The following is a 15,487-nucleotide window of genomic DNA, read 5'->3' on the forward strand; positions in this document are numbered from 1 at the left end:
GACATCATGCCACTCCATGTTAATCCAGTTTCTATACCGGATTGGGAACAAAGTTTCCACCGCGACATTGTTTTAAATAGTTTAGTGCGTGCACCTGTCCGGTCATTTCGAGTTCATCTTTGTAGACAGGATCGTGCCAGCCTTCAATATCAATCGTCCCCTGATACCCGTTTTGGCGCAGAATCGTAATGATGTCAGACCAGTTGGTATCCCCGAAGCCGGGCGTACGGTGCCAGACGAATTCACGTGGGCCGTGCACGCCATATTCTTTGACGATGTCCCAGGCAATGGTGGCATCTTTGCCGTGCACATGGAACACTTTAGGCGCCCACTTGCGCAGCTGCGGAATCGGGTCGATCAGGCTGGACATTTGATGGCATGGCTCCCATTCCAATCCGATGTTTTCATCGGGAACTGCATCGAACATCATCTCCCAGGCGGTTGAATTATGAGCAATGTTCCAATCCCCCATCTGCCATGTACCACCCATATCACAGTTTTCAAATGCAATGCGTACACCCCGGTCTGCAGCCCGGCGTGCCAGTTCTCCAAACACTTCTTTGAATCGCGGGATGGATTGGTCAATCGGTTGATCGGTCAGTCGTCCGGTGAACCCGGAGACGATATCCGCTCCGAAGAGCTGGGCATGGTCAATTACCCGTTCCCAACTGGCTAGTGTATCGGCATTATCCCCGGCTCCGGTGAGCGGATTGCCAAACACACTTACTGCAGAGATGACAATTCCCTGTTCATCCACGATTTCACGGACACGTTTGGCTGTCTCGGCGAGGTTCAGATCACCAGTTGTTTGCCAGAAGGTCAGATTGAATGATTCGAAGCCATGTTTCATAATCTGTGGAATGACGCGGACTGCGTCGTGTCCACCTACAAGGGTGCCTATGCGTAACGGATTATTCATGGTTGTATTTCACTCCAATATTGGCTTATAGTACTTCGTGACACACTCATTATAGCCGGGCATCTGCCGGATGGCTCTATACAATCTTGTGCAATATTAGTCTGATCTTGTGGGGAAAGGAGGAGACAGCGTGCTGGATCTGAAAGCGCTTCACGAAAATACCCGCATTGACCATAAATCGCATCCATTTCAGCTGTTCCAGAATCGTTGTTGGGGGATGAAAACGGAAGAATGCATTCTGTACTTGCACTGGCATGAACACTTTGAACTGATTTTTATGCGGAAGGGTAGTGCCCTGTTTCATATCGACAGCAGGCCATACGTAGCTCAAGCAGGTGAGGTCATTATTATTCCTGGTGGGGCGCTGCATGTCGGGTATGCTCTGGAGGAAGGGGATATCCACTATGATTCGGTTGTGCTCAACAGTGCGTTATTTCATGATTTTACCCATGACCCCGTTCACTTGAAATATGTTGCTCCCTATCTGGAAGGGAAGGTAAGGTTCCCGGTAAAACCGGCGGAGCACGACATAGCTTGCCAAGGCTATTACTCCCTGTTGGATGAAGCTATCGAGGAGATGGCCTCACAGCCGCTGGCCTATCAATTGGTTGTGAAATCCAAGTTGCATGCCTTGTTCACTCTGCTTGCCCGCACATTTATGCCACACCATCTCCCAGATAAAACAACGGGATCGTATTTTCCCAATCGGGAACGATTCAAGCTTTTGATTGAGCAGATTGAAGCGGAGCCAACAGGGAAAATGTCCGTTACCGAGGCAGCCGGGCAGGTAGGGCTGAACACGTATCATTTTTGCAAAATGTTCAAAAAACTGACTGGACGCACCTTTGTGGAATATGTGAACGGGTGCCGAATGACGAAAGCCGAACAGCTGCTGCAGGAGAGCAACCTGACCATTACCGAGATCGCTGCCCAGGTTGGCTGTGATAATGCCAACTATTTTACGAAGCTGTATAAACAATACAAAGGGATGACACCCTCGCAGGGGCGATTAAAATAGGAAGGCCTTGCGTCAACATGGTACAAACAAACAAAAATCCGGATCACCGCCAGAGATGCGCGAGTAATCCGGATTATTTTATCAATATCAGATATCAGAAACGTATTTCATCTGTTTATGAAGATGTTTATTTCATGAATTTCGAGAATAATCGATTAGCCTTTTTGGAGAGGTCGTCCAATTTGATATTGGCCTGATCCAGTTGATTGTATCCCCATTTGATCGTTTGCAGCATGCGTGGGGAGATGGGCGTACCTTTGATCCGTGGATAAATGTTGTGATAGGCCCAGACGAGATGCTCCCAGCGATTATCGTTGCCGTCCTGAATATACTCCGAGACGTCGATGACTTTACCGCGTCCATTCTGGAGAATGACATTTTTCAGATGAATGTCCCGTGGATTCAGGCCGCGGCTGCGTACTGCCTCGCGCGCTTCGTCCACATCGAGCATGACCTGCTCGGGGACCGGGATTCCTTTTTCCAGACATTCGAGCAAGGTATCTCCCGCTTCAAAACTGATCACAAGAATATTCCGGCCGCTGCCGTAATACGTGGGGAAATAGGGCAGGCCTTGGAGCTGCTCATATACCTGTTTTTCATTTTCAAGTTTGTCCAGGGCATGATCTGAGTACATCTTGAAGGCATACTGCGGCAATCCGTCATACGTAAATACCGCCGCATCCGTTCCTGTGCCGATACAATTTAATCCTTCTACATGGCCAATGATGTTCACGAGCTCATTCCGGTCGCTTCCGATGACTTGGATTTGTTGTAATGCTTCTTCCGCCTGGAACCAATCCGGTCGATTCATGGGTGGTGCCTCCTTTTAGGATATGCCTGTACATTTCATCTGTCTAACTGCAAAATCCTGTACTCTTTTAGTATAGTATACGTTCAGCTCTGTAATTTCATCTTTTGGTGATGTTACTATATAAACGTTACGCATCGAATCGGAAACGGTTGCGGATAGAAGAAAATTACGGAAGGGTGCTTGCGGCGTTTTTGCCCTTTCCTATATACTGTGAGCATTAAGGGATCTCATGCAGATCCGGCATACAGAAAGGCAGAATATCTTATGGCACAATACCCGCAGTGGTCTTATTCGCAGTCGCGGGCGAGTATGTTCGATGAGTGCCTGCGCAAATATTATTATCATTATTATGGAGCACATAACGGCTGGAAGGCAGAGTCAGCCGATGAGATGCAGGTACGTCTGTATCGGTTGAAGCAGCTCAGTAATCTATACCTCGTATTTGGTGACCTCGCGCATCGGATGTGTGAATCAGCGGTACGCAGCAGGGAAGAAGGCAAGGATAAACCGCGTGAGCACTTTCTGGAACAGACCATGCGCAAGCTGCTGAATCAGGCGTATGTGGAATCGATGGATCAGGATCAGTGGCGGCTCGACCCCAAGAACCGGGTGATGTTGTCCGAGATGTATTACGGGGATGACACGTTGAATGACCGGATTGCCACGATCAAAGAACGGGCCTCGGCCTGTGTCGGCAATCTGTACCAGACGCTTACATGGGAGGACCTGTCCCGTGCGAGTACGGATATTTTGGAGATTGAGAAATGGGATACGATGATGCTGCACGATACGCGTGTATATGTGAAGATGGACTTGTTATATCGCCGCAGCAACGGCAACATCGTCATTGTGGACTGGAAGACGGGTAAGGAGGATGACTTCTCGGATCAGTTGATGCTGTACGCATCCTATGTGAGGGAGCATTACCGGGTTCCGCTGGAGCAGATTGAGCTGCGGGTGGAGTACCTATTAACCGGGACACACCGAGAGTTTACGGCAACGGAAGAGGATATTCTGAAGGTGGAGGAGAACGTGGGGCGGTATATTGCGGAGATGCGCTCCTGTGTGGATGATGAGTATTACAACCGTCCCAAGGACGTTTCGTATTTCACGCCCATGCCTTCGCGCCGCGCTTGCCGGGACTGTAATTTCCGTGAGGTATGCAGCGAACGTGTAGTATAGAGCGCCACCCGAAGCATCTTCAGATCTCATTCCTATTTCATGTGAAAATAAAACAAGAAGCGCCAGCCTGGACAGGATCTGCCCGGACTGGCGCTTCTATTCCGTTCCACATGCCAGCGGCAAGGCGCCGGGTGGAACGGTCATATCAAGATTACTGGACCGCGGCGGTATTCTCCAGCGCCTGTCCTGCGGGAACATAGGCATGCCCGAGATCCCGGGCAACCGCCTCATACGTGATATGTCCATTCAGCACGTTCACCGCGCTGCGAATGGACGAACTGCCGCGAATCGCGGCGGCTGCACCATGGTTCGCCAGCTGCAGCGCATAAGGCATGGTGGCGTTAGTCAGCGCCACCGTAGACGTGCGCGGCACCGCGCCTGGCATGTTCGCTACCGCGTAATGCACCACACCATGCTTCACATAGGTCGGTTCATCGTGGGTCGTGATATGATCAATGGTCTCCACAATTCCGCCCTGATCAATCGCCACATCCACAATGACCGAACCGGGTGCCATGGTGGTAACCATTTGCTCGCTGACAAGGGTTGGCGCTTTGGCGCCTGGAATCAGCACCGCACAGATCAGCAGGTCGGCAGCCGCAACAGCCGACGCAATATTGGATGGACTCGATACCAGCGTATGAATCTGGTTGCCAAAAATATCATCCAGCTGGCGCAGACGATTCAGATTCAAATCGAGGATGGTCACATCCGCACCCAGACCGATCGCGATTTTGGCGGCGTTCGTGCCCACCGTGCCGCCACCAATAACGACGACCTTGCCACGGCTTACGCCAGGTACGCCGGATAATAGAATGCCTTTGCCGCCCTCCGTTTTCTCCAGCAGCTGCGCTCCAATCTGAGCCGACATCCGTCCGGCAACTTCACTCATCGGGGTGAGCAGAGGCAGCGTACCGTTAACTTCGAGTGTCTCGTACGCAATGGCGGTCACCCGGCTTTCAATCAGTGCCTTTGCCAGTGCAGGTTCCGCTGCGAGGTGCAGGTAGGTGAAGAGAATCAAGCCAGGACGAAAATAGGCGTATTCGCTGGCAAGGGGTTCTTTGACCTTGATGATCATATCTGCCTCCGCCCACACAGTTGAAGCTGTATCCCGAAGCTCCGCTCCGGCCGATTGATATTCGTTGTCTGTGAATCCACTACCCAATCCTGCGCCACGTTCGATCATGACCTGATGTCCGGCTCTGACAAAATCAGCAGCTCCGGCTGGGGTCATTGCTACACGATTTTCATTGTTTTTGATTTCTTTCGGGATTCCGATTCTCATCGCCATGCACCTCGTCCATTTAATGGTTGTTAGCTTATACTACAAGTTTATGACCTGGAGCATCGTTTTGCACCTTACCTTATGTCTATGTTTTGCAAAAATGAATCAACATAATGTCGAGAAAAGACTATTCAGGACATTTGTCCATCGCTTATAATGTAAGAAAAAATGACACTATGAGGGATCGATATTGAGAAATGACCGCGTGTTTACGATAAAGGATATTCTGGCTCGCCCCGTCTTTGCCAAAGCCCGGCTTGCTGCGGGGAAAGAAGGAACATCACGTCAAGTTGGATGGGTTCATGTGCTGGAGATTACCAATGTCTCTCCCTTTGTAAGTCCCCATGATCTTATTTTATCCACTGGACTATGGCTTCAATCGGAAGAAGGGCGTGAAGAATATCTGCTCCAGTTAATCCGGAGCGAAGCGGCAGGGCTCTGCGTGGAGTTTGGCACAAGCATTCATGGCATTCCCGAAGAGTTGATTGAACTGGCTGACAGGCATCAATTCCCGCTTATCGTGTTTGAGCAACCGGTCCGTTTTGTTGAGATCACGCAGGATATCCACGCTTTGCTCATCAACCATCAACACCAGCTGCTGAAGAGCCTGGAAACCTATTCCCGTCAGCTTCAGCAGCGAACATTACAGAGTACAGACATGTCGGCTGTACTTAACCTTTTGCATGAATACGCGGCCAAGCCGGTTGTGTACATCTCGTCCATGGAACCGGGCAGTTTTGTGCCGGAACTGCCTTCGGACATACAGCAAGCAATCTACACATGGTACGAACAGGAGGTTGAGCATCTGGATCTTAATGATTCAGACACTGAGCTATGGTTCCATCTGGATGATGAACAGGTGTTACTGTGTCACCCGGTCGTATGTTTTGGTCAGGTTTTTTCTGCGGTAGGCATGGTTGTACATCCTTCAGCACCCGTCGAGTTTCTTAAACTGTTGCTCGATTATACGGCGAAGGCAGCGGCAGCGCTGACTCTGCGATCCCAGTTTCTGGAGGAGAAGATGGTACGCAACCAGAATGAGCTGATCCAGGATCTGATGAACGGCAACATTCTTCATGAGGAGCAGGCTCAGACCCGAATGGGTCTCCGTCTGTTGGTGAAGGGACAGTACTGGTTTGCCGGCGGAGTTATTGAGATGGAGCACCGTCTGAAAGGCATCGGCCGTGAGCGAATGGAAACCAACCATCAGGATATTCTGGTGCTGCTGCGTTCTTTACTCAAAAAGAACAATCTGGCCAGCCTCATCATGCTGAAAAATAATCAGGTATACGTATGCTGTGCCAAGGAAGAGAGCAAGACATCCACACGAAATCAACTGGTAAAATCACTTGAAGGCATTCTTGGTGATGTAAAGAGATTTGCGAGTCGCAACCTGAAGCAGGTCACGATCCATGCCGGATTTGGCAAGGTGCGTAACCGATTAACAGGGTTACCGGACAGTCTGCGGGAAGCGTATCAGGTTATCGAAGTTTCACGATCCGTAGATCAGCTGGAACATATTCATTTTTACGAACGTATGGGTATATATCAAATGCTAAAAGCATTGCCCCAATCGTTTCTACAGCCTTTTGTAAATGACCATCTGGGCGTCCTGATTGACTATGATCGGACACATCATCTAAGGCTGGTGGAGACCTTGGATGCCTTTCTGCAAAACTTCGGTTCCAAGCGGGATGCGGCTGCTCAATTGTTCATACATCGGCAAACTCTGTACAATAGATTGGAGAAGTTAGAAGAATTAATGGGACCTGATTTTATGGATCAGGAAAGAAGAATCTGCCTGGAGATGGCGCTGCTTGCTCATGCCATGATCGAGGAGGAACAGGATTTTTCGTCTTGATGGATCAGGCTGGAAGACAGTCCGGACTGTGCATCAATGGAAGATATGCACAGTCTAGCAATTTTTACTGATGCGACGGGCTTGTCGTAATTCTCTCGGTAATACGGTTGTGCCAGAATCCGAACGGCGGCCGCGAAACAGTTTGGGTTGTCCGGAGGAAGGTGCAAGGGATAACGAGGTGGGAGCGGCCAAGCGATATGGCGAAGAGCTGCGCTCCGGAAGAGTTTCCGTCTCCATCTTTTTGGATGAAACAACGCTTTGACGCAACCATTCATCAAGTCGTTCACGGTTGATTCCTAGTTGTCCGCTCAGATTACAGATATCGAGGTTTTTTTTCACACAAATCCGCCTTTCCTTGAATATCGGGCTGTATAGGTTCTGAAAGGGAAGCATGAAGTTCGAAAATAGGTGATGCTAATGGACTTCAGCGTTCTGCATCACATCCAATGCCCACTTGATTGGTGTGCTCGATTAGCGGAATGGCGATTATGTTAAACAGCGGAATGAAAGCTGTATGTACCCTGTGTTAAACGTTTACATATAGCTGTTTTATATATTTTACTATAATTTGGCTTTTATCTAGATTTTATCACTTCACATGTAACTGTGCGTCTCAATATAGTCTCAACTTGTGAGGAAATAAGATATATGGAAAGTACCAGTATCTAGTACGGAGGACACAGATGGAGAACAGTAGTGAGGTTCAATACGATAGCCACTATGGTCATGGAAAACGTTTTGTGGGTCGAGCCAAGGAACTGATGATGTTGGACCGATGGCTCGGCAATCCGGAAGCACCTTTAACCATTTTTTCAGTTACGGGCATGGGAGGCATCGGTAAATCTTCCTTGCTGTCCGAGATGTTGTCCGTTGCTCGAAACCAGGGAGCGACCGCAATATGGATGGATGGCAGATCCTGCGGCTCGACACCGTCAGTTTTTTTGGAGTATCTCTCCTCTACATTGGGACTTGAGACCATGGGGGGTGATGGTAACCCGCGGCCATTGAGCCTGCTGAATAAGCCTTCAGTACAGAGGCGGCTGGTCCTTGCTGTGGATAATTATGAAGAGCTGGCTCTTCTCGAAAGTTGGTTTATGGAAGTCTTCGTATCCAAGCTGCCTTTATATGGTGTACTTATCATTTTGGCCTCAAGGCCGGAGCCCGGTTCAGCGTGGCGGACACATCCAAGGTTGCGGCAGCGCCTCGTACAGATGCCTCTCCAACATTTTACGGGTGAAGAAGTGTCCGAATATATTGCGGTGGCAGGATCATTGAATAAGAACTTGGCCGGTACGATTGCGCGTATGACAGATGGACATCCGCTCGGGCTGGCGCTTGCTGTGGAGGCTGCGGATCAGCGCAGGCATGTTCCCTTTTCCGATTGGACCGAATTGTCACAAATGATTAGCGCCAGGCTGCTGCTTGAATTGACGCTACCCCGCCTGCACCCGATGGTTGAGGTATTAACGCTGCTGGAAACAGCGAATCAGGAATTGTTGGCCTCCGTGCTGCAAACAGAGGTGACGCTTGAGGAATATAACGTTCTGAGGCGTATGTCGTTCATTCGTTCCGGGCCCAATGGTCTGGCGCTGCATGATATGGCCAGATTACATCTGCTTCGGGATTTTCGCCAACGCGAACCACAGCGTCTGCAAGCCATGCGTGTGCGAATAGCAGGTCTGTTAAAGCCGCTCCATGAACAAGCGGGTCCGCATGAGAGACGCCAGATTACGAGGAAAATGCTCCTTTTGTGTCAGGAATCCATGCTCCAGCATCGGAAGTACGCTGATGTGTCGGCTGATTCACTGTTTTCTCCGCTGGAAGTGATGCGAGCGGAAGACTTGCCGGCATTGCACCAATTGCTTCAACAGTGGTGTGAATATAGCGTGGAGCCGTGGCAGGCGCCGTCTTATCCAGCTTTTTTAGACGAATTGGCACAGCGTTATCCTGAGGGAATTGTATTAATGCGTGACAAGGAGGGCGTTCCGATCGCGATGTTCATTACGGTACTCGTGCACCGGGAGAGCAGCGGGCTGTTGTGCAACTATTTTCCAGCCGAAATGCAGGAATGCTTCACACCGGAAGAGCTGGATTGCGATCCGGACCAGACGGATACTCACTTTGCGGTACTTGCTGCAGCAAGGGCTGATGTGCCAGGTTACAAACGTGAAGAACTTGTGGGTTATATGTCGCTGGATCGGCTGTCACTACTGGGAGAAGGGGCCAGGGTTATACTGGTCGCAACCAATCCTTATCTGAAGCTGTTTTTGCAGAGCATTGGTTTTCGGAGTAAAAGAGCGCGTACTCGTTTATGTGACCTTTATGAAGATCAGGCAGATGTACTGGATCTGGATTTGCGCAGTGGACAATTCGGGGATTGGGTGATGTCCCTCTTGGTTCCGGATACAAAGGGCAGTGGGGTACAGCAGGGGGCATCTGGAGTGAATCAGGTTCCCTGGTCCGAACAGGACGTGCGTAAAATGCTGACTTATCTGCACTCTCCCGGAGAATTGCATGAGTATGCTGCGCGAGTGAATGGCATGTCGGGTGGAATCCACCTACAGACGCATATCCTGGATTTGCTGGAGGGTCGGGTCCATGGTATCTCCCAGCAGGATCAGCTGCTGTTATATGCGGCCTATTGGACACATGCTGGCAATCCAACTGCCGCAGCGCAGGCATGCTCAATGAGCCGGGCCACATTCTATCGGCATCTGCGAGCCGCTTTGGTCCGATTGGCAAGAGTGCTATAGTGACAGAAAGCATAATGCGGGCTGACTGGAAATTTAATCATTGAAATAACCTAAAAAAACACACAGTAACTGGCCAATTGAGCCAGATCTGCGTGTTTTTTTTGATGGTGTCAATCTTAATCAGATGACTATGAGATACAAGGTTCATGAAGCTGATAAGTTAGTCAAAATGGAAGTATTAACGCTTCGTTTCCACTAACCAATCGGCCAGTTCTTCTATCTGGATGAGAATGGCTATGGGGTTCCGTCCGTACCAGAATATCGATAAGAAGAGGCTGGTCATAGACCGAGCCTCTTCATGCGGTTATAGAGCGTTGCTCTGGAGATGCCGAGCTGCCGGGCGAGTGTTCTTTTGTTGCCTCCGGCGGCTTTCAAATATTGCAGCAGCAGTTCCGACTCATAGGTGTCTAACTGCTCCTGATAGGATAGGGTCGAAGTATCCGTGGACTTCTCGTTTTCTCCTTCATGTATTGGAACAGATGGGCCCGTGCCACTTGGGAGAGGAGATGAGCCCGATTCCAGGCCAGGCTGTGGATGAAGCTGCTCCGTCTCGTGCAAAATGGATTGTGCCTGATCCATGGATGAAATGAAGGTGTCAGGGAGATATTCGGGCTTAACCTCGCCATCCGTGGTGAGAATGGTGATCCGTTCAATCACATTTCTTAATTCCCGTACGTTACCCGGCCAGTCATATTGGAATAACAGCTTGAACACCTCAGGAGGAACCAATTCAATATGACGATTATAGAGCAAGGAAAACTCTTGCAGGAATATCTGTGTCAACTCGTAAATATCTTCCTTGCGCTTACGCAGAGGAGGGATGACGAGGTTAATGACATTCAGTCGATAGTAGAGATCCTCCCGGAATTGGTTGCGGGCGATCATGCCCAGCAGATTCTGATTGGTTGCGGCGATAATCCGGCAGCTGGCCTGTTTCATGCGTGTTCCACCGACAGGGAAGTAACTTTTCTCCTGCAATACACGCAATAGCTTCACCTGAAGCTCCAGTGGCATCTCACCTATTTCATCCAAAAAGAGCGTACCGCCTTCGGCTAGTTCAATTTTCCCTTTTTTTCCTTTGGGATCAGCCCCTGAAAATGCACCCTTCTCGTAGCCAAATAATTCACTCTCAAATAATGAACCAGGAATAGCTCCGCAGTTAATGGCAATAAACGGCGCTGTCTGCGGTTCACGCAGGTCGTGAATGGCTTTGGCGAATAACTCCTTGCCCGTTCCGCTCTCTCCAAGAATAAGCACGGTAGCTGAGGTGGTACTGATCTTGCGAATAGTCTCCAGACACTGGTTGATTACCGGGCTGCTGCCCTTGATTCTGGCAAACGGATCGGAATCCGGCCGCAGACGGGCAACGGCTTTCTCCAGATGCTGGACTTTGGAAGTCATATGTAATAACTCTTGATGCAGACGGATTTCGGTTGTTATATCCACTTCGGCGGCAACCGCGCCTACAATACGTCCATCGAGATGCACCGGACGTGCATTAATCAGGGCGAACAGATCGGGTCTTGGTTGGTGCTGCTTTCGATACACAGTTTCCCCTGTATATAACGTTTTGAGCGATTGAAGGCGATCCGGGGGAAAGAAATCCGCTGCCGGTTTGCCGATGATATCTTTTTTGTTAATGGAAAAAACATGCTCCGCACCCGATGTCCAGTAGGTTACCTTTGCTTCTTCATTAATCAACGTCAGAGCTGAGCCTGCTGTCTCCAGTGTTGTCTCGAAATAAGCCTCCATAAGCCGATGGGCATGCATCATTTCTTGCAGAACATCGGATACAGCAATATAGCCCAACGAAGGTCCATCATCCTGAATTAACAGATAAGGACTTGTATTGAACAGGGGGATGGCGTCGGCCAGTCCAGTGGTTGAAGGGATGCTGGGCATGGAGAGGCTTGAATCCAGGATACTCATATCTGTACGTAATAAGGACATCAAATCTGGAAGTAAATGTTTCATCGGTATCACCTCAGTTAGAGCATAACGTTCGGAAACTACACCAGTTACACGAGCTGCTTATAAGTGTTCTGCATATAAAATGATTGGGAGAATGATGGTTACCCATATTATAGCTTTCCAAATGAAGTGTGTATATATTTTTTGACATGAAGCATACATGCTATCGGCATAGAAGGGAGAAGTATTGATTGTTGATTTTTGTTATGCGCTTACAATTTTATGGTTTGGGAATAATTGTTGATTAAAATGGACGAATCAGGATTTCGGGTAAGGTATGAGTTATTAAAACTAACATTTGAAATGGTAAATTACACTGTTACCTCTTATCCCGATACCGGGCTGGTTAAGTGATTATTCATATAGAGCATGAATTGTCCACACCATTAAGAAACTTCTGAATAATGCTATACGAAGGCTCAATCCGTATGAAGAAGAATAAAAAAGGAGGCTGATGAAATGGCCATTCTATCAACCGGCCCCATTGAAAATAATATTTCAGGTGTAACCGGTACCCGCCCCACTCAATTCGTCACCGTCAAAATCGATAATCGGGATTCAATAGATGCATATAGCGTTCATCTTATGGGTTACTATCTCGATGGAGTCAGAACGTTATATGTGGAAGAAATGTTTAATGTGTTGCCCAATCAGGTCATAACCAAAGACTATAGCGCAAATTTTGATGCGTTCGAGTTTATATTTTCCACAGCAGACCTCGCTGCCCCGGAAGCGCAAATTTCCGTATGGGGCAAAGGCGCCGAAGGCGAGTTAGTCACGGCTCACCGATTGGTATCCCAAGAGTTGCTGGGTGAAGCCCTGAGCATAACAGGTGTAACCGGAGCGACAGGAGCCACAGGTGCGACAGGAGCCACAGGTGTAGGAGCAGGCTCAACCGGACCAACAGGCAGCACTGGGGTGACGGGAGCAACAGGCAGCACTGGAGTGACGGGAGCAACAGGCAGCACTGGAGTGACGGGAGCAACAGGCAGCACTGGAGTGACGGGAGCAACAGGCAGCACTGGAGTGATGGGAGCAACAGGCAGCACTGGAGTGACGGGAGCCACAGGTTCTACAGGCCAAGGTTTGGCATCGTATGGCTATATCTTTAACACCTCAGCTCAGTCTGTAGCTACCGAGACGGATATAACCTTCGATAGCAACGAAAACCTTACCAACATTACTCATACACCTGGCACGGCTGAAATTAATATTGGTAATGCTGGGGACTATGCGGTGTTCTTTATCATTGCAGGTGTTCAGGCAAACCAATTTACCCTTTATCAAAACGGAGCCCCTGTCGGTGGCAGTGTCTATGGTTCAGGAGCTGGTACTCAACCGAATCCAGGAATGATTATTATTACCGCTGTTCCTGGTGATGTGATAACTTTACGAAATCATTCCAGTGCATCGGCTGTTGATCTGCAAACACTAGCAGGCGGATCACAGATCAATGCGAATGCTTCCATTCTCATCCAACAATTGAGCAGCTAACTCAAGCTGTGAGCTCTGATGCAGAATGGGGAATAGGCTGCCTGAAGGAGGGGATTGTATGACTGTTCTATCAACCGGACCCATTGACAATAGTCCAGTTCTTGGTGTGAATCCTTCGAGTTTTGTGACGGTGAGGATTGTGAACACGGATGTGGTCAATAGTTCAACTCTTCAGATTTTCGGTTATATCTTGAACGGGGAAAGAACGTTGTATGTCAGTGAGTTGATCGAAGTTTCTCCTAACCAGGTACTCACTAGGGATTATAGTACAAACTTTGTTGCTTACGAGTTCGTATTCACGATCAGTGGTCCAGCTGTGAATGAGACCGAGGTTTCCGTGTGGGGAAAGACATCTTCGGGTGAGCTGGTAGACGCGCACCGATTAGTATCTGCCGAACAGTTAGGCTCGGGATGATATTTAGTAGGTAACATAAGGAAATTAAGTCATAATAAAAAGGAGGTTGATTAAATGGCCATTTTATCAACTGGACCCATTGAAAATAATATTTCAGGTGTAACGGGTACACGTCCCACTCAACTTGTCACCATTAAAATTGATAACCGAAATTCGACTGATGTGTTTAATGTACTTCTTTTGGGTTACTTCTTGGATGGAATTAGAACGTTATATGTGGAAGAACTGTTTAATGTGCTGCCTAATCAGGTTGTAACCAAAGACTATGCGGCCAATTTTGATGCGTTCGAGTATGTATTTTCAACCGCAGACACAGCTGCTCCGGAAGCGCAAATTTCAGTCTGGGGCAAAGATGCCGAAGGTGAGTTGGTGACGGCTCATCGGTTGGTGTCACAGGAGTTGTTGGGTGAATCTCTGGGTATAACAGGTGTTACCGGAGCCACGGGAGCAACCGGAGCTACTGGAGTTACTGGAGTAACAGGTGCAACGGGCGGTACTGGAGTTACCGGAGCAACAGGAGTCACGGGCGGTACTGGAGTTACCGGAGCAACAGGAGTTACGGGAGCTACTGGAGCAACAGGAGTTACGGGAGCTACTGGAGTTACTGGAGCAACAGGAGTCACGGGCGGTACTGGAGTTACTGGAGCAACAGGTGTAACGGGAGCCACAGGAGTTACTGGAGTAACGGGAGCAACAGGTGTAACGGGAGCCACAGGAGCCACGGGAGGTACTGGAGTTACCGGAGTAACGGGAGCTACTGGGGTTACTGGAGAAACAGGAGCCATGGGCGGTACTGGAGTTACTGGAGCCACAGGAGTTACTGGAGTAACGGGAGCCACAGGAGCCACCGGTGTTACAGGTGCAACTGGTATACCAACTTCGGTGAATTTAATTTACGTAGCTAGTTCTGGAGGTAATAATGTCAGTGTTATTAACGGAGATACTAATGCTATCATAACCACGATCCCTGTTGGCAATGAGCCTCAGTTTATAGCAGTGAACTCAAACACCAGCCTGATTTATGTGACTAATTTTAGTGACGATACGGTTTCTGTCATTGACGGTAATACGAACATCGTCGTTGCAACCATTCCAGTGGGTGTTCAGCCAGAGGGCATTGGTGTGAATCTGAATACCAACCTCATCTATGTAAATAATTTCAGCGACAACACGGTTTCCGTCATTAACGGAAATACGAATACAGTCACGGCTACCATTCCAGTGGGAACGGAACCATTTGGTGTAGGGGTGAATCCGATCACCAACCTCATTTATGTGACTAATGTGGGGGACGGAACCGTTTCTGTCATTAATGGAAGTACCAATACCGTCGTAGATACGATTAATGTAGGTGCAGAGCCGTTGGGAGTAGCAGTAAATCCAATAAATAACCGGATATATGTGGCAAATAACGGTGATAACACGGTCTCAGTTATTAGTGGATTTTCCAATACTGTTATAGCTACGATTCCGGTGGGAACAGGGCCGTTTGGAGTAGGGCTGAATACAAACACCAACCTTGTCTACGTGTCAAACAACAGCAGTAATACGGTTTCTGTCATTGACGGAAGTGGCAATACTGTCGTTACTACCATTCTGGTGGGAACTGCACCATCCGGTGTGGGCGTGAACCCTTTAACCAATGGAGTTTACGTCGCGATAGATACGGGGAGCACAGTCTCTGTAATTGATGGAAATAGCAATACCGTTACAGCCACCATTACAGTAAGCACGGGACCATTGGGTATAGGAATAAATCCTTAATGAACGTGTCCAGA

12 protein-coding genes are annotated in these 15,487 nt (G+C 48.8%); 7 read left to right on the plus strand and 5 right to left on the minus strand.

Translation table 11 applies throughout. The features are described from left to right. Positions 1–31: 31 nt before the first annotated feature. Positions 32–919: a sugar phosphate isomerase/epimerase gene (locus MKY42_RS06100; RefSeq protein ID WP_339849648.1), complete on the minus strand. Its 888-nt coding sequence runs from the start codon at positions 917–919 to the stop codon at positions 32–34. 130 nt (positions 920–1,049) lie between these two features. Between MKY42_RS06100 and MKY42_RS06105 the strand changes: the two genes are divergently transcribed. Beyond that, complete coding sequence (locus MKY42_RS06105) at positions 1,050–1,937, plus strand: AraC family transcriptional regulator (RefSeq protein WP_339849651.1); 888 nt, start codon at positions 1,050–1,052, stop codon at positions 1,935–1,937. Positions 1,938–2,064: 127 nt separating this feature from the next. Here MKY42_RS06105 and MKY42_RS06110 read toward each other — a convergent pair whose 3' ends face one another. Then, positions 2,065–2,748 carry a serine/threonine protein kinase gene (locus MKY42_RS06110; RefSeq protein ID WP_090893999.1) on the minus strand — a complete coding sequence of 228 codons (684 nt, stop codon included), beginning with the start codon at positions 2,746–2,748 and terminating at the stop codon, positions 2,065–2,067. Positions 2,749–3,012: 264 nt separating this feature from the next. Between MKY42_RS06110 and MKY42_RS06115 the strand changes: the two genes are divergently transcribed. Continuing rightward, a complete protein-coding gene (locus tag MKY42_RS06115; RefSeq protein WP_090901870.1) occupies positions 3,013–3,930 on the plus strand; it encodes a PD-(D/E)XK nuclease family protein in 918 nt (305 codons plus the stop codon). Between the two features lie 151 nt (positions 3,931–4,081). Here MKY42_RS06115 and ald read toward each other — a convergent pair whose 3' ends face one another. Continuing rightward, positions 4,082–5,215: an alanine dehydrogenase gene (gene ald / locus MKY42_RS06120; RefSeq protein ID WP_339849654.1), complete on the minus strand. Its 1,134-nt coding sequence runs from the start codon at positions 5,213–5,215 to the stop codon at positions 4,082–4,084. Between the two features lie 190 nt (positions 5,216–5,405). On the opposite strand from ald, the gene MKY42_RS06125 reads away from it, so the two are divergent. Continuing rightward, the gene (locus tag MKY42_RS06125; protein WP_090894004.1) at positions 5,406–7,076 is read left to right on the plus strand and encodes a PucR family transcriptional regulator ligand-binding domain-containing protein; all 1,671 of its coding nucleotides are present in this window, start codon (positions 5,406–5,408) and stop codon (positions 7,074–7,076) included. 54 nt (positions 7,077–7,130) lie between these two features. Here MKY42_RS06125 and MKY42_RS06130 read toward each other — a convergent pair whose 3' ends face one another. Then, entirely contained in the window at positions 7,131–7,415 is a 285-nt protein-coding gene (locus tag MKY42_RS06130) for a hypothetical protein (protein WP_090894006.1), read from the minus strand. 344 nt (positions 7,416–7,759) lie between these two features. Here MKY42_RS06130 and MKY42_RS06135 point away from each other — a divergent pair, with 344 nt between their 5' ends. Continuing rightward, positions 7,760–9,829, plus strand: coding sequence for an ATP-binding protein (locus MKY42_RS06135; protein ID WP_090894007.1), 2,070 nt, complete (start codon positions 7,760–7,762; stop codon positions 9,827–9,829). 279 nt (positions 9,830–10,108) lie between these two features. On the opposite strand, the gene MKY42_RS06140 is transcribed toward MKY42_RS06135, so the two are convergent. Next, entirely contained in the window at positions 10,109–11,803 is a 1,695-nt protein-coding gene (locus MKY42_RS06140; RefSeq protein WP_339849664.1) for a sigma 54-interacting transcriptional regulator, read from the minus strand. A 456-nt stretch (positions 11,804–12,259) separates the two neighbouring features. Between MKY42_RS06140 and MKY42_RS06145 the strand changes: the two genes are divergently transcribed. From MKY42_RS06145 to MKY42_RS06155, 3 genes are read left to right on the plus strand one after another with little or no spacing between them, the layout of a single operon-like run. Continuing rightward, positions 12,260–13,294, plus strand: a complete 1,035-nt coding sequence (locus MKY42_RS06145) for a collagen-like protein (protein WP_339849666.1) — start codon at positions 12,260–12,262, stop codon at positions 13,292–13,294. Positions 13,295–13,352: 58 nt separating this feature from the next. Beyond that, entirely contained in the window at positions 13,353–13,709 is a 357-nt protein-coding gene (locus MKY42_RS06150; protein WP_179265612.1) for a hypothetical protein, read from the plus strand. A gap of 54 nt (positions 13,710–13,763) precedes the next feature. Next, on the plus strand, positions 13,764–15,473 hold the full coding sequence (locus MKY42_RS06155) for a YVTN family beta-propeller repeat-containing protein (protein WP_339849670.1): 1,710 nt from the start codon (positions 13,764–13,766) through the stop codon (positions 15,471–15,473). The last annotated feature ends 14 nt before the right edge of the window (positions 15,474–15,487 follow it).

It is taken from the genome of Paenibacillus sp. FSL W7-1088, from assembly GCF_037969855.1.
GTDB lineage: Bacteria > Bacillota > Bacilli > Paenibacillales > Paenibacillaceae > Paenibacillus.